17 protein-coding genes are annotated in these 18,373 nt (G+C 64.9%); 6 read left to right on the plus strand and 11 right to left on the minus strand.

What is annotated here, in order from left to right:
- Positions 1-87: 87 nt before the first annotated feature.
- Positions 88-1,092: a rod shape-determining protein gene (locus tag OO015_RS04080; protein WP_265939954.1), complete on the plus strand. Its 1,005-nt coding sequence runs from the start codon at positions 88-90 to the stop codon at positions 1,090-1,092.
- Here the strand turns inward: OO015_RS04080 and OO015_RS04085 are convergent.
- Positions 1,089-1,562 (minus strand): NUDIX hydrolase, encoded by a 474-nt coding sequence (locus tag OO015_RS04085; protein WP_265939955.1) that lies wholly within the window; start codon positions 1,560-1,562, stop codon positions 1,089-1,091. The two genes, OO015_RS04080 and OO015_RS04085, sit on opposite strands and share 4 nt — an antisense overlap.
- Positions 1,563-1,891: 329 nt before the next feature.
- On the opposite strand from OO015_RS04085, the gene OO015_RS04090 reads away from it, so the two are divergent.
- Complete coding sequence (locus OO015_RS04090; protein WP_265939956.1) at positions 1,892-2,905, plus strand: ADP-ribosylglycohydrolase family protein; 1,014 nt, start codon at positions 1,892-1,894, stop codon at positions 2,903-2,905.
- Positions 2,906-2,912: 7 nt separating this feature from the next.
- Entirely contained in the window at positions 2,913-3,581 is a 669-nt protein-coding gene (locus OO015_RS04095) for an HAD family hydrolase (RefSeq protein ID WP_265939957.1), read from the plus strand.
- Positions 3,582-3,797: 216 nt separating this feature from the next.
- On the opposite strand, the gene OO015_RS14165 is transcribed toward OO015_RS04095, so the two are convergent.
- The 5 genes from OO015_RS14165 to OO015_RS04115 all read right to left on the minus strand — a co-directional run bounded on the left by OO015_RS14165 (position 3,798) and on the right by OO015_RS04115 (position 10,719).
- Complete coding sequence (locus OO015_RS14165) at positions 3,798-3,971, minus strand: DUF1326 domain-containing protein (protein ID WP_416236566.1); 174 nt, start codon at positions 3,969-3,971, stop codon at positions 3,798-3,800.
- A gap of 869 nt (positions 3,972-4,840) precedes the next feature.
- Positions 4,841-6,277: an aldehyde dehydrogenase family protein gene (locus OO015_RS04100; protein ID WP_265939958.1), complete on the minus strand. Its 1,437-nt coding sequence runs from the start codon at positions 6,275-6,277 to the stop codon at positions 4,841-4,843.
- Positions 6,278-6,365: 88 nt separating this feature from the next.
- Complete coding sequence (locus OO015_RS04105; protein ID WP_265939959.1) at positions 6,366-7,781, minus strand: aspartate ammonia-lyase; 1,416 nt, start codon at positions 7,779-7,781, stop codon at positions 6,366-6,368.
- Between the two features lie 18 nt (positions 7,782-7,799).
- The gene (locus OO015_RS04110; protein ID WP_265939960.1) at positions 7,800-8,258 is read right to left on the minus strand and encodes a NuoI/complex I 23 kDa subunit family protein; all 459 of its coding nucleotides are present in this window, start codon (positions 8,256-8,258) and stop codon (positions 7,800-7,802) included.
- 22 nt (positions 8,259-8,280) lie between these two features.
- Positions 8,281-10,719, minus strand: coding sequence for a molybdopterin-dependent oxidoreductase (locus OO015_RS04115; protein ID WP_265939961.1), 2,439 nt, complete (start codon positions 10,717-10,719; stop codon positions 8,281-8,283).
- Positions 10,720-10,877: 158 nt separating this feature from the next.
- Between OO015_RS04115 and gatB the strand changes: the two genes are divergently transcribed.
- Positions 10,878-12,329, plus strand: coding sequence for an Asp-tRNA(Asn)/Glu-tRNA(Gln) amidotransferase subunit GatB (gene gatB / locus OO015_RS04120; RefSeq protein ID WP_265939962.1), 1,452 nt, complete (start codon positions 10,878-10,880; stop codon positions 12,327-12,329).
- Between the two features lie 100 nt (positions 12,330-12,429).
- Positions 12,430-13,695 (plus strand): Glu/Leu/Phe/Val family dehydrogenase, encoded by a 1,266-nt coding sequence (locus OO015_RS04125; RefSeq protein ID WP_265939963.1) that lies wholly within the window; start codon positions 12,430-12,432, stop codon positions 13,693-13,695.
- A gap of 136 nt (positions 13,696-13,831) precedes the next feature.
- Here the strand turns inward: OO015_RS04125 and OO015_RS04130 are convergent, their stop codons facing one another.
- The 5 genes from OO015_RS04130 to OO015_RS04150 form a co-directional block, all read right to left on the minus strand.
- Entirely contained in the window at positions 13,832-15,067 is a 1,236-nt protein-coding gene (locus OO015_RS04130; protein WP_265939964.1) for an AAA family ATPase, read from the minus strand.
- Between the two features lie 146 nt (positions 15,068-15,213).
- Positions 15,214-15,882 carry a potassium channel family protein gene (locus OO015_RS04135; RefSeq protein WP_265939965.1) on the minus strand — a complete coding sequence of 223 codons (669 nt, stop codon included), beginning with the start codon at positions 15,880-15,882 and terminating at the stop codon, positions 15,214-15,216.
- Between the two features lie 33 nt (positions 15,883-15,915).
- On the minus strand, positions 15,916-16,338 hold the full coding sequence (locus tag OO015_RS04140) for an NAD-binding protein (RefSeq protein WP_265939966.1): 423 nt from the start codon (positions 16,336-16,338) through the stop codon (positions 15,916-15,918).
- The gene (locus OO015_RS04145; protein ID WP_265939967.1) at positions 16,335-16,793 is read right to left on the minus strand and encodes a universal stress protein; all 459 of its coding nucleotides are present in this window, start codon (positions 16,791-16,793) and stop codon (positions 16,335-16,337) included. The genes OO015_RS04140 and OO015_RS04145 overlap by 4 nt, the downstream gene beginning before the upstream one ends.
- Before the next feature lie 35 nt (positions 16,794-16,828).
- A complete protein-coding gene (locus OO015_RS04150) occupies positions 16,829-17,560 on the minus strand; it encodes a metallophosphoesterase family protein (RefSeq protein ID WP_265939968.1) in 732 nt (243 codons plus the stop codon).
- A gap of 125 nt (positions 17,561-17,685) precedes the next feature.
- Here OO015_RS04150 and OO015_RS04155 point away from each other — a divergent pair, with 125 nt between their 5' ends.
- Positions 17,686-18,363, plus strand: coding sequence for a hypothetical protein (locus OO015_RS04155; protein WP_265939969.1), 678 nt, complete (start codon positions 17,686-17,688; stop codon positions 18,361-18,363).
- Positions 18,364-18,373 lie beyond the last annotated feature (10 nt).

Consider the following 18,373-nt stretch of genomic DNA (forward strand, 5'->3'; position numbering starts at 1 on the left):
CTCCCATCGCGATGCTAGAATTGAACCGGTACAGCGTCGGATCGGCATTCCGGAGCGGTGGTACCAGTCGGATGGGGTGAGGGAACCGTGCCGAAGCAGCTGGGAATCGATTTGGGAACCGCGAACGTTCTCGTCTACGTGCGGGGTCGGGGTATCGTGATCAACGAGCCCTCGGTCGTCGCAATTTCTGCCAAGGACGGGCGGGTCAAGGCGGTCGGCATCGAAGCGCGCAACATGCTCGGACGCGAGCCGCGGGATACGATCGAAGTCGTTCGCCCGATGCGCAATGGCGTCATCGCCGATTACGTCGTGACCCAGGAGATGCTCCGCTACTTCATCAACAAAGCGGTCGGACGCTTTTCTTTGATCCGCCCGGAAGTGATGATCTCGGTTCCGGCTGGCGTCACGAACGTGGAACGCCGGGCGGTCCGCGACGCAGCGCTCAACGCTGGTGCGCGCCGGGCGTATCTGATCGCCGAGCCGCTCGCGGCGGCGATCGGTGCCCGCATCCCCATCGCTGATCCCAGTGGGAACATGGTGATCGACATCGGCGGTGGGACGACCGAAGTCGCCGTCATTTCGTTGAACGGCATCGTGGTCGCCAAATCGGTCCGGATCGGTGGCAATCACCTCGACGACGCGATCGCTGCCTACGTCAAACGCAAGCACAACCTGCGGATCGGCGAGCGGACGGCCGAGGAGATCAAGATCGCGATCGGGTCAGCCCTGCCGGTCGAAGAGGATCTGGTGATGGAAGTCCGGGGCCGTGACGAGGTAACCGGGCTTCCCCGGACGATCCAGCTGCACGCCAACGAGGTCGTGGAAGCGATCGCCGAACCGCTCGAGGCGATCCTGGCTACCGTGCGCGCTGTCCTCGAGGAGACACCACCGGAGCTGGCGTCCGACATCATCGACAAGGGCATGGTTCTGACCGGTGGGGGCGCACTCCTGCGCAATCTCGATCGCTTGCTCACCGAGGTGACCGGTGTCCCTTGTTTCGTCGCCGATGACCCGTTGAGTTGCGTGGCGATCGGTACGGGACTCGCACTCGAGTACTTCGACGTTCTCCGCGACAGCCTGGAAGAACTCTAAGTCAGGGCGTAGTACTCGGCTTCCTCGCCGCCACAGGCAATCACGGCGTGAATGTGGCGCACCGCCCAGCGCTGGCTGGTCCAGAGGAGACGTGCCACCGCTTCTTCCAGGTCACACCAGGCGAAATCATCGTGAGCCGGCGAGAGACGAACCGCCGCGCGTGACTCGACGAGCGCCGCGAAGGCCGGCGCGAGCACAATCGCGTCACTGGCGTGATCGTAGAACTGCGAGACATAATCGGCCGAGTACAGTCGCTGCGGCACCAGTCCGGTCTGCTCCAGGAGTTCGCGCACCGCGGCATCCACGGCTCGCTCCTCCGGTAAGATCCGGCCGTGGACGGCATGCCAGGTCCCGCCCAGTGGCCCATCGGCTCGACGACGCAAGAGGAGAAACTGGACATCGTACGATGGACGCTGCGGAAGCCGCCGGAACACGTACACATCCACCAGATCGCTCACGATCCGCGGCATTGCTTCCCGCTTCCTTCTCACGCACCCGTCGCCAGCCGGTCGTCCTCCTACGCATACCGCCAGCATAGCACCTGGTGAGATCGGGAGACAGGGCTTTTCGGTTCAGGCCTCGCGTGCAACCCCGAGTACTTGCCGATCCAGCCTGAGCGGCCTCTCCCACAGACTGCCGCGCGAGCCGGAACGCAGCGAGAATGCACCGGACGATTCGAGAACGATCGTGACCGTTCCGGCACAGCGGATGACGCATGGTCCGGTGCACAGCGCACCGGCACTGGCGCACACAGAGAACGCATGCTTCACTTGACCGTCGGTGACGACGGGAGGCATGGGTGGTGCACGAAACGCAGCCTGTCGATCTCCTCGACCGGTTCCTGGGTTGTCTCCTCGGCATGGCGATCGGCGACGCGCTGGGCATGCCGGTTGCCGGGCTCACGCCGGAAGAGATCACCGCTCGCTATGGTTGGCACGACCAGTTCGTCCCGCTTCTGGCGCCGGACGGGTCGGTTGAGGTTCCGGCTGGAACGTTCACCGACGAGACCGAACTCGCCCTCTGCCTCATCGAGAGTGCGATCGGTTCGGGTGGCTATCTCGACGTCGCGGCGACAGGTTACCGTTTCCTCCGGCTTCTCGAGGGGCCGGGAGCACCGTTCCTGGACGAGCCGTCACGCCGGGCGCTCGCCGATGCAGCTGAACACGGTGACTTCCAGCGCGGGGTGGCGGGCCCTGGCATGGCGACTGGGAGTGCCGCCGCCCGTGCCGCGCCGATCGGCCTCCTGCATGCGCTCTGCCGCTTCAATCCCGAACTCTTCGTCCGCGATGTCCTCCGCGCGACCGTGATCACGCATGCCGAACCTGAGGTCGTCAATGGAGCGCTCGCTGTAGCCTATGCAGTGCTCCTGCTCGTACAGGGCATGACACCGCCAGAGGTCCTCGTCGACGAGGTGGTGCGATTCATCGATGAAGATGCCGTCGCGCAGCGGTTGCGCCGGGTTGCCTCCTGTCCCTTGCCAGCGGGTGACCCGGCGGCTGCCGCGACACAGCTGGCGATGCTGGGTTCGTCAGCGGCGGTCGACGAAGTGGTCGCCAGCGCCTTCGCTGCCTTCGTCGCGGCACCGGACGACTTCCGGCAGGCCATCGCGATCGCCGTCAACGCGGGTGGCGCCAGCGATACCCGTGGAGCGATCGCCGGAGCCCTGGCCGGCACGCACCTCGGTGCGCGGGCACTTCCGTCAGCGCTCGTCGAAGCGCTCGATGGGCAACCGTACCTGGTGATGGCCGCGCGCGGACTCTTCCAGGCCGCCCAGCAACGGGCCGGCCGGTTCCTCTGCTTGCTGGTACGGTGAGCGAACGATGGCCGAACGGATCGCCGCCGTCGTCTTCGACCTCGACGGAGTGCTGGTCGATTCCGAGGCGCTCCAGCTCGCAGCCTGGCAATGCTACGTGGAACGGTGGGAGAAGAAGCTCCCGGCCACCCTTCTCCCCAGGTTGTTCGGCCGGCGTCTAGTCGATGCTGCCTCCATCATCGTCGAGGAACTCGGCCTGCCGGTCGCACCGGACGAGGCAGCTCGCGAACGCGATGCGCTGTTCCTAGCGAGCCTGCCCGGCAACGTGCGCCCGATGCCTGGTGCTCACGAGCTGATCACCGGGCTACGGGAGCGCGGCATGCGGCTCGGGCTGGCGACGAGTGGGCACCGCCGGTACGTCCAGCTCGTGCTGGTTGAGCTCGGGCTCGCCGATGCGTTCGCAGCGGTCGTGACCGGCGACGACGTCGCTCGGGGTAAACCGGCACCTGACTGTTACCGCCTCGCAGCTAGCCGACTGGGGGTATCCCCGGCCGCCTGCATCGCGATCGAGGACGCCCCGCTCGGAGTCGCCGCTGCGCGAGCAGCTGGACTCCGCTGTATCGCCGTCCCCAACGCGCACACCGCGCACCTCGACGGGTTCGCGGCAGCCGATACGGTGCTTCCGGGGCTGGACGCCGTGCTGCCCTGGCTGGAATCGAACGGCTGGATCGCCTGAATACGAGTCGTGCGGAACCCGAAGCACCAGCGCCCTCGGTACGGTCCTGAATGCGCACGCCAGCGGCCGAGCGGTAACGCGACGGCCGCACGCATGCTCGAGCTGGATGACGACCACACCAGTGTGTCTCACGGCAGTTGCGTCCCGTCCGATACTCTCACCAGTCCTCGAGTAGTGGGGAAGCCTGAGCGAAAGCCCCCGCGATATCGGCAGCCATCACGACTCGAGTCCAGCGAGGTCCAGGCCGTCAACGGTCCCACGTTCGATATCGAACCAGATAGCCGTACCGCACCACCCTCGATCCGGCTGTGCAGTCATGTCCAACCAGCACGGACAGAGAAGCGTGCAGTTGCAGACCTCGAGCATCTGTCCCGCACGTTGCCACGACATCACCGATACACCGTTCGCGAATCCGAGACGTCAGGAACCCCTCAGGAACGACCATAGCCGGATACGTTCGAACCGAACAGGTCATGGCATCGTCAATATGTGGCCAGAACGACTTCTTATCCGAATCAATCAACAATACCGTTGCGTAATGTACTGCCGCCTTACTTGTACAACCACTTGTAATAGATCTGTCTTTCCGAAGCAAATTTAGAGCATCTTCGACGGTCTCTGCTGATGACCGTCGCGTTTTGGGGAGTATCCGTTCGCGTGGATCGATGCGCTCTGCGTTCACGCTGCGGGATTCACCGGTTCGCCTCCTCGCCCGTATCTCGTATCGAGCATGCCGCAGTCACGCGCTCGACAGCGATGTCATGCGGACTAACGAGAGGCACCCGGCACGAATGGCGTGGAACGAGCGATGGCGCAAAGCAGTTGAGGGGCTCCTCTCCAGCGAGCAAGGACTCCGCCACCTGTTGTGGACACCGCACGGAACGATGTGAGAGGACGAGAGCGCTTCCGATCGCTACGGGTGAGCCCTGCGTCACCACTGATCACGCCGATTGCAGTGTGCACACGGCCAGCAGTCGCGCCCACTCGTGCACGATCCCGGCCGGAGTCCTCGCTCCCGCTCCGATCCGAGAAGCCCTCGGAGCCGGTTTCCCAAAGCACGCTCGACCCGATGAAGAACCCGATCCGGCAGCCGGGTCATCTGGCCATGGTCGCCGACCACACCCGATGCACTCGGAAAACGTTCAGTGCAGTCTCCGCCGTACATGGGGGTAAGGAAAGGGTCCCCGGGAGATCCTCCAGGGACCCCTCCGTCAGCGTGTCGGCAGAGCGTTACAGTGGCGCACCCTTCCCACCGCGGATCACGAGACCTCGGGAACCCGATGAAAGACGAGAAGTCTCAATTCCGTCATATCTTCGATCGCGTAGCGGAGCCCTTCCCGACTCAACCCTGAATCCTTCACACCACCGTACGGCATGTGATCGATGCGGAAAGTCGGAATGTCGTTGATGATAACGCCACCGACCTCGAGCACCTCGAAGGCACGCAAGGCATGCTCGAGGCTGCTCGTGAAGACGCCAGCCTGGAGCCCATAGACCGAGTCGTTGACCTCGGCCAGTGCCTGCTCGAAGTCGTCGAACGGGAAGAGCACGACCAGCGGTGCGAAGACCTCGCGACTGCACACCGGGTGCCACTTCGGTGCATCGACCAGCACGGTCGGCTGGAAGAACCGACCCTCCGCCTTCCCACCGATGAGCACCTTGGCCCCTTCGGCCACCGCCGATTCGACCCAGTCCTGCGTCCGGCGCGCCGCCTTGTCGTCGATCATCGGCCCCAGATCGGTCGTCTCGTCCAGCGGGTCACCCATCTTGATCTTCTTGACCTCGTCGACGAAGCGCTCGACGAACTCGTCCCAACGTGCCCGGTGGACGAAGACGCGCTGCACCGAGATGCAGACTTGTCCAGCGTAGGCGAACGCGCCGACGCGGATACGCGGGATGGCAACGTCCAGGTTCGCGGTTCGATCGACGATGACGCCAGCGTTTCCACCCAGCTCGAGCACTACCTTCTTCTTGCCAGCACGCGCTTTGAGATCCCAGCCGACATCCGGCGAGCCCGTGAAGGTCAGCAGCTTGAAGCGCTCGTCGGTCACGAGCCGATCCCCGACGACCCGGTCCATCGGCATGATGCTGACGGCACCCTTCGGCACTCCGGCTTCTTCGAGCAGTTCCGCGAAAGTCAGCATGGTCAATGGATCGCGGCTCGGTGGCTTCAGCACGATCGTGTTCCCGGAAGCGAGTGCCGGTGCGATCTTGTGCAATGCGAGATTGAGTGGGAAATTGAACGGAGAAATCCCCGCGATCGGGCCGATCGGGAACCGGCGAGTGATCCCGAAACGCCCCTGGCTGTAAGCCATGAGATCGAGCGGGATCACTTCCCCGCCGATCCGCTTGGCTTCCTCCGCCGCCGTCGTCAGCGTGAAGACGCCACGCTGCACCTCGACCCGCGCGTCGCGGATCGGCTTGCCGGCTTCCTGCGCGATCAGGCGAGCGAACTCTTCCTGCCGGCGGCGGAGCCCTTCAGCCAACCGGAGCAGGATCTCGGCCCGCTCGTAGCTCTGCAGCCGGCGCGTCACCTCGAAGGCCTGCTGGGCAGCAGTCACCGCATCCTCGAAGTCCTGCTCGGTCGCGGTAAAGGTGACGCCCACCAGCTCGTCGTTATAGGGATTGCGAATCTCCAGGCGATTCGGCGACGTCCGCCATTCACCACCGCAATAGAACGGATACTCTCGTGCCATGACTCGCTCCTCCCATGTCCCATGCCGCTCCGCTCGCCGCTTGCCGCATACCTGGAGCGGCCAGTGGAAAAGTGCTCACCGCTCATGCTCAGCACTGGTTCGCATCCGGGTCCTGCGGCAACGCCATCTTGACCGGATCCAGAATCTCGTCAGCCTCCTCCGGCGAGAGGACACCCTCCTCGATCACGACGTCACGCACGAACTTGCCGGTTTCCCAGGCCTTCTTGGCGATCTCAGCTGCCCGGAGATATCCGATCCGTGGCGTGAGGATCGTCGCCAGCGCGATGCTGCCATGCGCCAGCTCAGCCAGCCGCGCTTCGTTGGCCCGGATACCTTCGACGCAGCGAGTACGGAACACCTCGAGCGCGTTGGTCAGGATGTCGGTCGCCCAGAGCAGGTTGTAGATGATGAGCGGTGTCCAGACATTGAGGTCGAGCTGGCCGGAAAGCACGCCGAGCGACACGGCATGGTCGTAGCCGACCACCTGGAAGGCGACCATATTGACCATCTCGGCGATCGAGGGGTTGACCTTACCGGGCATGATCGAGGAGCCCGGCTGAACCGGTGGCAGGATGATTTCACCGAGCCCGGCTCGCGGACCCGATCCGAGCAACCGGATATCGCTCGAGATGCGGATCACTTCGAGCGCAGCGTTGCGGATCGCACCGGACAGGTGCGCAAAGTCGGCGTGGCTCTGCGTGATCTCGAACGTGTTCCGTGCCGGACGCAGCGAAAAACCGGTGATGCGGCTCAGTTCTTCCGCAACCTGAGCACGATAGCCTGGGAACGCATTGATGCCGGTACCGAGCGCTGTCGCCCCGAGATTGATCTCGGTCAATGCCAGACGAGCCTCCGCAACCCGATCAGCCGCACGCTTGAGCGCCGATCCATAGCCGGTGAACTCGTCGCCGAGCCGGATCGGCACCGCGTCCTGGAGATGCGTCCGCCCGGTCTTGGTCAGGTTCCCGAACTCCTGCGCCTTCTGACAGAACGCTTCACCCAGCTTGCGCAAGGCCTCGATCAGCTTCGGCGTCGCGCGCAGTAAGGCGATCCGTCCTGCTGTCGGGATGACGTCGTTCGACGACTGGCCGAGATTGACGTGGTCGTTGGGATGTACCGGCTTGTACTCGCCACGCCGCCCACCGAGGATCTCGTTGGCTCGGTTGGCGATCACCTCGTTCGTATTCATGTTGTGTGAGGTACCAGCCCCAGCCTGGTAGGGATCGACGACGAAGTGCTCGTGCCAGAGTCCCTCGATGATCTCCTGGGCTGCCTGCTCGATCGCCCGCGCCTGCTCATCGGTCAGTCGCCCGGCCCGGTGGTTGACCCGAGCTGCTGCCAGCTTCACCTGCGCTGTGGCGACGATGAAGTCCGGATGCGGCCGCAAGCCGCTGATCGGAAAGTTCCGGACGGCGCGAGCCGTCTGCGCGCCGTAGAGCGCATCGACCGGAACCTCGACCTCCCCGAGCGAGTCACGCTCGATCCGCACCGTCTCGACAGCCATCGCTCTCGCCTCCCGTCCCTACCGTTCCGACCCCAGCCCACCGTCTGCCTCCCACCAGCTCGGCCGCTGTGAGCCGATGGCGGCGAGTTCGGTCTTGACGTAGATGAGCCCCTCGCGATCGAGCACCGCTTGCTCGTATTCACCACTCATCGTGATGGCATCGACCGGGCAGACCTGTGCACAGAGACCACAGTACATGCAACGGCCCGCACGCAGGATGAACTCGCCGAGCTCCCGGTCACCCTCCTCGGAGGGCACGACGTGCATCTCCAGGCAGCTCGTCGGACAGATCCGCGCGCAGAGCCCACAGGCGACGCAGAGCGCTTCCCCTGTTTCCGGGTCCGAGCGCAAGGCCGGTAGTCCGCGGAACCGCGGCGCCTGCTCGCGTTTCTCTTCCGGATACTGGATAGTCACCGGACGCTGGAAGAAGTGACGGAGCGTGACCAGAAATCCGCGAATGTCCTGCAGGACCATCATGCGCCTCCTCGGGGCTCCAGGCTCAGGGCACGCGGAAGCGCAGCCGGCCAGCCAGCGGCGGCGCGTCGGGCCGCAGCCAGGCTTCGCTCAGCGCGATACCGCTCCCGAGCCAAACGGCCCAGCCACCACCAGGCACCTTCTGGCCGATGCGCAGGGTCTGCCGGACCGGCCCGGTCGACGGTGCCGCCGGCCAGGCGACCGGACCACGCTCCAGGCGCGGGAACGTCATGCCGCGATAGACCGGCACGGTCTGCACGATATCGTGGAAGACGTGTACGGCATGCCGAGCGTTCCAGTTGTAGCCCAAACGTCGCGCCAGTTCCTGAACGAGCTGCCAGCTCGGTCGTGCCTCCCCAGGCGGATCGACCGCGCGCCGGAGCCGCTGGACAGCCCGGTCAGCATTCGTCATCGTCCCGTCCTGTTCGAGGAACATCGCAGCCGGCAGCACGATGTGCGCGCGCTCGACGAGCGGGCTCGGAAAACTGTCCTCGACCACGAGCACATCGAGCCGCTCCAGCGCTGCAAGGAAGCGCTCGTCGTACGGCGGTGCGAACGCGTGGGAATTGGCGGCGACGTACAGCGCCCGCACCTCACCCCCTTCGATCGCTTCCACCAGTTCCTCGAACGACAGACCGGGAGTTTCGGGGAGCACCGTCGCCCCGACTCCGTTCCCCCCGGTCTCAGCCCAGGACCGAGCGAACTCCTCCCGGGCAGCAGCGTCGGTCACCGGTCGGTAGCCGGGGAGCCAGTCCGGGTGACAACCCATATCGAGTGCGCCTTGGGCATTCGCCGGCCCACGGAAGGCGACGACGCCAGCACCGGGCCGGCCGACGTTGCCAGTGAGGAGCGCGAGAGCGTTCGCCCACAGCGCCGCGGCGTAGACGTCACCGCTCGTCGCGTGGGCCAGCGTGTGCTGGATCTGGCTCGGCGGGTAGGGGGCTTCTCCCTCACCACGCCCACCGGTCGCATAGAGCACCGCTGCCCGCTCAAGCGCACCGAGACTGACTCCAGCTGCCTCGGCAGCCGCGGCTGGGTCGGCCGCGTCGAGCGCCGCCGAGAACGCCGGCAAGCCGTCGGCACCCTCGACCGGCCGGGCGAGCCCACGGTCACGGATGACCCGCGCCATGGCAGCCAGGACAAGCGCCTCGCTGCCGGGACGGATCCGCAGCCACACGTCGGCCCGGTGGAAGAGCGGGAACTCGTCCGGACTGATGACGATCAGCGTTGCCTCCCGATAGAGTTCGGCCCAGGCATGCCAATAACTCGCGACCGGTGCCTTCTCGCCGATGTTGGGGCCGACGACGAGGAGACACTCACCATCGGTGAAGACCTCCTGCACCGAGTTCGTACTCACCGGGAGGCCGAAACTCGCAGCGAGCGCTGCGTCGACCGCACGGTGTGCCGGCGTCGCCAGCCGCTCGACGTGCGGCGACTGCATCACCTGGCGCGCGAACCGCTGCAGGAGATAGAGATCCTCGTTGGTTCGCTCCGGCGAGACGAGCAGGGCGAAGGACGGCCCGCGGAAGACGCGCAACAGCTCCGCTGCCCGGTCGAGCGCTTCCGCGAGCGGGACCGGCACCAGCTCGTCTCCCTCCCGGACGAGTGCTGCCTCCAGGCGTGCCGGGTGCTGCACCTGCTCGTATCCCCACTTGCCGCGGACACAGGTGTACCCGTAGTTCACCCCGCGTTCCCAAAGGTGCGTGATACGCCGCACCAACCCCCGGTTGTGCTCGACGTTGAGCGTGCAACCGACATCGCAGAAGCCGCAGATCGTCTCGGTCGCATCCAGCTCCCAGGGATGGTGAGCGAATCGCCGGTCGGTCAACGCCCCGACCGGACAGACGGCGATGCACATACCGCAGGACGTACAGGTCGTCTGCTGGAGGTCGACATCCCAGGCGCTGCCGATCTCTCCTTCCAGCCCGCGTCGCAACACCTCGATCGCGGTTACGCCGATCAGCTCGTCGCACGCGCGGGTGCAGCGTGCGCAGAGAATGCAGCGCTCCCACTTGTAGTCGATGTACTGACTGAGGTGCTTGTAGGGTCGCGCCAACTTCGGCCGCCGGAAGGGATTGGTGTGGACGTTGTGATAGTACGTGTTGTCCTGCAAGTAGCACTCGCCTGACTTGTCGCACGTCGGGCAATCGAGCGCATGATCGATGAGATAGAGCTGCAGGACGAAGCGCCGCGCCTCTTCACATGCCGGCGATTTGGTCGCGATCTCCATGCCGTCGCGGACCTGAGCCGCGCAGGATTCGACGAGCCCGCCACGGCGGCCGAGGATTTCCACCGTGCAGAGGCGGCAGGAACCCCAGGGCCGGAGGAGCGGTTGATAGCAGAGATTGGGCACCTCGATACCGACCATCCGGCATGCCTCGAGGATCGTCATCCCCTCCGGCACGGTATACTGCTGTCCATCGATCGTGACGGTGACGAGGCGGGTTTCCGTGGTCGCCGTCATGCGACACGTCCCCTCTCGATGTCGGGAAATCGACTCGGATCCGGCCCGGTCACGGACCGAACCTGGCCTCATCTTACCACTCTCAGCCGATAGGACGGGGCATCGGAGACACCCGATCCGATGCTATACTCCCGGCCGGATGCAGGACGGAGGTGCCTGTGGAGCTCGAGACGGTCATCGGCCTGGAAGTGCACGCCCAGCTGTTGACCCGCTCGAAGATGTTCTGCGGTTGCTCAGCTGACTACGCTGGAGCACCACCCAACACGCACGTCTGCCCGGTGTGCCTGGGTCTGCCCGGCTCATTGCCGGTCATCAACCGGCGTGCAGTCGAGATGACCGTCATGACGGGACTGGCACTCGGTTGCCGCATCCCGCCCTTCAGCAAGTTCGACCGAAAGAACTACATGTATCCTGACTTGCCCAAGGGCTATCAGATTTCGCAGTACGACCTCCCGCTCTGCGTCGAGGGCGCGTTGGAGTTCCTGGTCGATGGCGAACGGCGCCGTGTGCGTATCCGACGCGTGCATCTCGAAGAGGACACCGCCCGACTCGTGCACCGTACTGTCGCTGGCGAGAGTTACAGTCTGATCGACATGAACCGCTCCGGAGTGCCGCTGATCGAGATCGTTACTGAACCCGATCTCCGCTCACCGGAGGAAGCGCGGCTCTTCCTGCAGGCACTGCGGCAAGTGCTCCGGTACCTTGGTGTCTCGACCGGCAACATGGAGGAAGGAGCATTCCGCTGCGACGCCAACATTTCCCAGCGCACCCGCGACGGTCAGCAACAGTGGCCGAAGACCGAAATCAAAAATCTGAACAGCTTCCGCTCGGTCGAGCGGGCGCTGGCCTACGAGGAACAGCGACAGCGTGCAGCGATCGAGCGCGGTGAGTCGCTCGTCCAGGAGACCCGCGGCTGGCTCGAGGATCAGGCGATCACGGTCACCCAGCGTGCCAAGGAGTACCCGGACGACTACCGGTACTTTCCTGAACCGGATCTCCCGCCGATCTTCTTGACCGAGGACGACCTCGCGCGTCTCCGTGCAGCGATGCCGGAACTTCCCTTGGCTCGCTGGGAACGCTTCCAGGAGGAATACGGGCTGGGGCCGCATGAGGCGGCGCTCCTCACCGAAGAGCGAGCCGTCGCCGACTACTTCGAGGCGTGCGTGGCTGGAGACCGCAGCCTCGCGCGCGAGGCGGCCAACTGGATCACGGGCGAGCTGTTCGCGCTGATGCGCGAGCGTGGCCGGAGCATCTCCGAGGTCGGAGTGCAACCACGCCAGCTGCGACAGCTCATCGAGCTGGTTCGGCGAGGAACCATCAGTACGCTCACCGCCAAGGAACTCCTCACGGCGGTCAGCGAGACGGGAACCGACCCGGAGGTGCTCGTCGCCGAGCGCGGGCTCGCCCAGGTAAGCGACGAGGCGCAGCTCCGCGAGATCGTCCAGCGCGTACTGGCCGAGAACCCGAAGGCGGTCGCTGACTATCGGAAAGGCAAGACAGCCGCTATCGGTTTTCTGCTCGGCCAGGTCAATCGCGCGCTCGGCGGTCGGGCAAATCCAGCGGTCGCACGCCGGCTCCTGGAGGAAGCACTCCAGCAACCGGTCGAGTGATCCCGCTCGCCCCTACGTGGTCGGCGGTGAGCGAGCTACTGCAAGCACTCGCGATCGGTCGAGTATGGCGAGACGAGTAGTACGACCGTGGGGGCGAAACATGGCGATCGCGGTTCCCGAGCAGAGTCTCTTCGCTATCGCTGTCGAGCAGTTCGACCAGGCGGCTGACCTCATCGGCCTGGAGGACGAGCTGCGGCAGATTTTGCGCACCTGCAAGCGCGAGTTGATCGTTCATTTCCCAGTGGAGATGGATGATGGTTCGATCAAGGTGTTCACCGGGTATCGGGTGCACCATAACGTTGCCGCCGGGCCAGCCAAAGGCGGAATCCGCTATCACCCGAACGTTACCCTGGACGAGGTCAAGGCGCTGGCGATGTGGATGACCTGGAAATGCGCCATCATGGGCTTGCCGTTCGGCGGTGCCAAGGGCGGTGTGTGTGTCGATCCGAAGACGCTCTCCCCAGGCGAACTGCAAAACCTCACCCGGCGTTACGCTACCGAGATCTCGATTCTCCTCGGGCCGGATCAGGATATCCCAGCACCGGACGTCAACACGAATCCGCAGGTGATGGCCTGGATCCTCGATACCTACAGCATGCACCGGAATGCAGGCGTCACCGTTCCAGCAGTCGTGACCGGCAAACCGCTCCTGCTCGGCGGCTCGGCCGGCCGCCTCGAGGCCACGGGGCGCGGCGTCGTCTATGCGATCGAAGAAGCAGCCAAGGCCTACGGCATCGACCTGACCCAAGCCCGGGTGGTCGTTCAGGGGTTCGGAAACGTCGGCTCCATCGCTGCGTCGCTCCTCGCCGAACTGGGCAGCCGCATCGTGGCCGTCTCCGATTCACGAGGCGGGATCTACAACCCGAACGGACTCGACATCCGGACGGTGCTCGATTTCAAGCAGCGAACCGGAACCGTAGTCGGGTTTCCAGAAGCAGAACCGGTCACGAACGAAGAACTTCTCGAGTTACCGTGCGACATCCTGATCCCAGCAGCACTCGAGGAGCAGATCACCGAGGCGAACGCAGGCCGTATCCGAGCGCGCCTGATCGCCGAGGCGGCGAACGGCCCGACGACCCCTGAGGCGGATCGGATTCTGGCGGACCGTGGTGTGATCGTGCTGCCCGACATTTACGCCAACGCCGGTGGCGTGACCGTCTCCTATTTCGAATGGGTGCAGGGGCTTCAGCACTTTTTCTGGAGCGAGGAGGAAGTGAACAATCGGCTCCGCGCGATTATGGTCCGTGCCTTTCAGGCGATCTATGCGACGGCCGAACGGTATCGTGTTCCCCTGCGTCTCGCCGCTCTCGCCCTCGCTGTCCAGCGGGTCGCCGAGATCACGCGTCTCCGCGGCATCTACCCGTGAGAGACTTCGCGCGTCGTCCGGCGAGCGATCCGGATCCCATACCCGGGCCACTCGCTCCGGTCACCGGCTCGTCGTTCGCGGGAGCGCACCGAATCCAGCGATCCGGAAGCGGGGCGATCTCCGGATCGCCCCGCCGTCAGCCGCTCGTCTCGCCATGACGACGCGCGAGCCAGCGCGCAGCCGCATCTTCCCAGCCGCTCACCCTGCCATCCTGAACGACCAGTACCGCCTCGTTGCCAGCGAGTTCCCCAGCCCCTTCCGTGAGGCGTTCTCCTGCGACCGCCGGGAGCACGCGTGGATGCACACGTCGCAAGATCGCAGCCCGTCGCAACGCCCGCTCCACGTCGTACCGATCGACCACGGAGGAGACTTCGATCGCGATCCAAACCTCGCCGAGCTCAGGCATGCTCCGGGGTACTCCGCGCACGAGGAGATCGATCGCGAACGCCTCTTCAGCTTCCCGCTCGGTCAAGAGCTCGACAAGCTGGTCGCTCACGTCTCCCGCTGTACCCGGGCGAACACGCCGGAGAAACCGACCGAAGATCGCACTGGCACGCTGGTGGTAGCGCAGTTCGAGCGTGATCCCAACGTACTCGTCCAGGCGACTCCGTACGAAACGAAGTTCCTGAGTCAGCTCCGCGATCTGGGCCTCCACCCGTTCCATCCGTTGGGTCAAGGCCGCGATCTGGGCCTCCACCCGTTCCATCCGCTGGGTCAAGGCCTCGATCTGGGCCTCCACCCGTTCCATCCGCTGGGTCAAGGCTTCGATCTGCGCCTCCACCCGTTCCATCCGCTGGGTCAAGGCTTCGATCTGCGCCTCCACCCGTTCCATGCGAACCGTCAGGTCATCGACCCGCTGCGTCAGCGCTGCGATCTGCGCCTCGACCCGCTCCATCCGGACAGTCAGGGCTTCGATCTGCGCCTCGACTCGCTCCATGCGCACCGTGAGGTCATCGATCCGTTGCGTCAACGCTTCGATCTGGGCTTCGACCCGTTCCATGCGGACCGTCAAAGCTTCGATCTGGGCTTCCACTCGCTCCATCCGGACGGTGAGTGCTTCGATCTGGGCCTCGACCCGATCCATCCGCTGGGTCAAGGCCTCGATCTGCGCCTCCACGCGGGTCGCCAGCGCGTCGATGCGCTGGCCAAGTCGCTCGATCTGTTCGTCGATCCTGCGCTGCCGCTCGGCAGCGGCCTGCCGCTCACCTTCCAGCGTCCCGATCAACCGCTCGAGCGCCTCCTGGATCCGGTGCACGGTCGGAGGAAGATGCAGAAACTCCTCGCCGAGCAGGACGTCGAGCAACTGGCGACGGAACGCCTCGTCCTCGCGGATCCGACGGATCAGTTCGTCCGAAAGTCGATCAGCAGCCACGACCGTGCCTCCGCTCTCCCTTCAACTCGGTCACGAGCGAGTGACGAACGAAATGTCGCCTGAGTCTAGCAGGCTAGACTACTCACGCACAAGACCAGCGATCGCTCGCCCGTGCCGGCTACCGCGGACTCTCGTGTACGACAGGCTCACGCGGTCGCCGGAGCGCACAGCAGCTCGCGCAACTCAGCTTCGCGCTGCTGCTTGGTCACGATGATCAACTCGTCACCAGGCTCGATGACGGTCTGACCGCTGGGGATAATGACCTCGCCGCGCCGCAGGATCGCGGTGATGATCGACTCGGGGGGCAACGGCAATTGCCAGATCGGCTGGTGGACGACTGGCGATTGCTCGGCAACTTTCGCCTCGACGATCGCCAGATCGGCATGCCGCAGAGCCAACAAGTGGACGAAGGGACGTTCCGGTATCTGCTGCTCGATCAAGCTGAGGATCACGTTCGTCTGGCTCACCGTCACGTCGATACCGAGTCGGCGGAAGAGCTCCTCGTTCTTCGGGTTATTGACGCGTGCGATCGTCCGACGCACCCCGAAGCGCTCGCGCGCCACCTGACAGATGACCAAATTGTCTTCATCGTCACCTGTCACCGCGATCACCACGTCAGCCCGCCCGGCTCCCGCTGCAGCTAGCGTCGCCACTTCTGCCCCGTCACCCTGCATCACGATCGCGCCGAAGCGGTCGCGATAGAGCTGTACCTTGACAGGGTTCTTTTCGATGAGGAAAACCTCGTATCCCTCGTTCACCAGTGTTTTCGTGAGATAGTAGCCGACTTTCCCGCCACCCACGACGATAATGTACATGGAACTCGCCTCCGTCGCGGCTGTTCGCCTCGCTCAGTGCGATTCTCCGCTCGCTACGTGGTTCCGCACCGCTTCTTCGATCATCTCCGACACTGTCCGGGTCGGACAGATGACCGTCAGCCCGAGATCGCGGTAGATTTCCGCGCGCTCCGGATCATAAATGCGGAGAATCACTTTCGGAACCTGGTAGATCACCTGAGCGATCTGTGCAGCCATGATGTTCGTATTATCACTGTCGGTCACTGCGATGAACACGTCCGCCTGCTGGATACCAGCATTGCGGAGTACATCCTCGTCGATACCGGTACCGAGCACGAGCTGGCCGCGGAATCCTAGCGGGAGTCGCCGGAACGCAATCTGCCGGAGATCGACGACCGAGACCTGATGTCCCTCGTCCGCAAAATCTGCTGCGAGCTTGGCTCCGACTCGGCCACAACCGACGATGATGATCTTCACGCTCGCGCCTCACCCTGATCGGCGACGCGGACAACGACCACGTCGCACGGTGCATTATCGAGGATATATGGTAACGTCTCTCCTTGCGTCAGCACGCCGAACGTCCAGCGGCTCCGCGTCGCCATGATGATGGCATCGGCAGCGCGCTCGATCGCTTCGTCGACGATCGCCGCTCCAGCGACCCGTGCCTGGAGCAGCTCGGTCATCACGCGCTTCCACTTCCCGCGGGCCACACGCTGGGCGTACTCCGCTGCGCGCTCGAGGATCTGCGATCCCTGTTCGATCTGTTCGGGCAATTCCACGTCCAAGGCGTACCGCTGCGGCACCTCGACGACATACACGAGAATCAGCGTCGTGTCGCTCCCCGCGCAGACGGCCGCTGCCAGATCGATCGCCCGCTCGTCGTCGGGCGACCCGCTCACCGGGACGATCACCCGGCGATAGACCCGCGCCACGTCTCCCCTCCTCGGCTCGCCGCTGGGCATCTCGTTCAGTATCCGAGCGCGAGGCGTTCGATGAGCAGCCGGGGGAGCCCTGCAGCCGCCATCTCGGCCTGCACCGCTTCGATATTGTACGGCACGCGCCGAAACGTCACCCGCTGTTGGTCGGTCTCCCAAATCGCGAACGCAGCTCGCGGATCACCGTCTCGCGGCTGTCCCACCGACCCTGGGTTGACGAGATACCGCCCCTCGCGCAGTTCGACGACCGTCCCGTCACCCGGCCGGATCGGTGATTCTCCCCGCTGCGCCCCCGCCTCGCTGAGTAGGAACGGCACGTGGGTATGCCCGAAGAAGCACAAGCGGGTACGCAACAGTGCGAAGCTCGCCAGCGCCTGTTCGGACGAGAGGACGTATTCCCAGATAGGAGCACGCAGGCTGCCGTGCACGAGCGTCACCTCTCCCAGCACGAACGTCTCCGGCACGCTCTCGAGATAGGCCCGGTGCTCCGGACCGAGTTGCAGCATCGTCCAGCGCAGTGCGTACCGCGCTACCGGATTGAAGCCGTCCAGCGGCAAGCGCCCGAGGCATGCCGCATCGTGATTGCCGAGCACACACGCAGGTCCTGCCAGGTCGCGAATCCGCTCGACGCATTCGCGCGGTCGTGGCCCGTACCCGACGATGTCGCCGAGACACCAGACACGGTCGACCGCCCCTGCAGCGGCGAGGACCGCTTCCAGCGCTGCGAGGTTGCCATGGACATCAGCGACGACGAGGACCCGCATCGCGCTTCCCACTCCAGCGTACCCGAGAACTCTCCGTCTGCCGAGCAGGCTCCAGCCACCGACCGCTCGCGCACTCGAGTGGTACCATGAGAGTTACCGGATCGGCCGGGGAAGGAGGGAGCGCGATGGTACAGGCAGGGAACGATTGGAAGCTCTGGGGCGCGCTCGCTGGCGCAGCGACCGCTGGATTGGTCGCCTGGTTCGTCAGCCGTCGTCGTCGCCGTCGCACCTTGCGCCAGCGCTTGGCCGAGGAACTCGACCTCGAAATACTCCGCGAATCGGTTCAGGAGCTGCGCGAGCGCTTGCCGGTCCACGACGGCGAGGTCGCTCGTTCCTTCTGGCGCCGCCGGGTACGGCCTGCTGTACAAGAAGCAGCACGCAGCCTTCCCAAACAGGCCCGCCGCGCGCAGGCTGTCCTCGAGGCGGAACGCACTGCCGTCGAAAAGTTGCAGCGTGAGGTGCTTCCGACTGCCGAACAAGCTGCTCGGCAGGCGATTCAGAAGGCCGAGCAGGCACTCCAGCGTGCCACGACGCAAGCGCGTGAGGTGCCGACCCGCCTCGCAGGGAAGCGACCGCGGCCGGCACGCCCGGGTATCCTCGCTCGCCTCGGCCAGGCCGCCCAGGAGACCGCCGCACTCAGCTTCTGGCTCGGTGCAGCCATCGCGCTGGTCTACTTCGGTATCCTCCGCCCCGAACAGCGCGAGCAACTCCGCCGCGGCGTGAGCTCGCTCGTCACACAGCTGCGTGAACTGTGGTCGGACTTTTCCTTCAGCGAAGAGCCGCTCGCCGAATTCACCGAGTAGAGACGCACCA

The sequence above is a fragment of the Thermomicrobium sp. 4228-Ro genome, from assembly GCF_026241205.1.
Taxonomy (GTDB): domain Bacteria; phylum Chloroflexota; class Chloroflexia; order Thermomicrobiales; family Thermomicrobiaceae; genus Thermomicrobium.

What these genes read in the sequence shown, in the direction of transcription:
- OO015_RS04085 (WP_265939955.1), bottom strand. Translation starts at nt 1,562, where the DNA reads ATGCCGCGGATCGTGAGCGATCTGGTGGATGTGTACGTGTTCCGGCGG.
- OO015_RS04095 (WP_265939957.1), top strand. Translation starts at nt 2,913, where the DNA reads ATGGCCGAACGGATCGCCGCCGTCGTCTTCGACCTCGACGGAGTGCTG.
- OO015_RS14165 (WP_416236566.1), bottom strand. Translation starts at nt 3,971, where the DNA reads ATGTCGTGGCAACGTGCGGGACAGATGCTCGAGGTCTGCAACTGCACG.
- OO015_RS04100 (WP_265939958.1), bottom strand. Translation starts at nt 6,277, where the DNA reads ATGGCACGAGAGTATCCGTTCTATTGCGGTGGTGAATGGCGGACGTCG.
- OO015_RS04105 (WP_265939959.1), bottom strand. Translation starts at nt 7,781, where the DNA reads ATGGCTGTCGAGACGGTGCGGATCGAGCGTGACTCGCTCGGGGAGGTC.
- OO015_RS04110 (WP_265939960.1), bottom strand. Translation starts at nt 8,258, where the DNA reads ATGATGGTCCTGCAGGACATTCGCGGATTTCTGGTCACGCTCCGTCAC.
- OO015_RS04115 (WP_265939961.1), bottom strand. Translation starts at nt 10,719, where the DNA reads ATGACGGCGACCACGGAAACCCGCCTCGTCACCGTCACGATCGATGGA.
- OO015_RS04125 (WP_265939963.1), top strand. Translation starts at nt 12,430, where the DNA reads ATGGCGATCGCGGTTCCCGAGCAGAGTCTCTTCGCTATCGCTGTCGAG.
- OO015_RS04135 (WP_265939965.1), bottom strand. Translation starts at nt 15,882, where the DNA reads ATGTACATTATCGTCGTGGGTGGCGGGAAAGTCGGCTACTATCTCACG.
- OO015_RS04150 (WP_265939968.1), bottom strand. Translation starts at nt 17,560, where the DNA reads ATGCGGGTCCTCGTCGTCGCTGATGTCCATGGCAACCTCGCAGCGCTG.
- OO015_RS04155 (WP_265939969.1), top strand. Translation starts at nt 17,686, where the DNA reads ATGGTACAGGCAGGGAACGATTGGAAGCTCTGGGGCGCGCTCGCTGGC.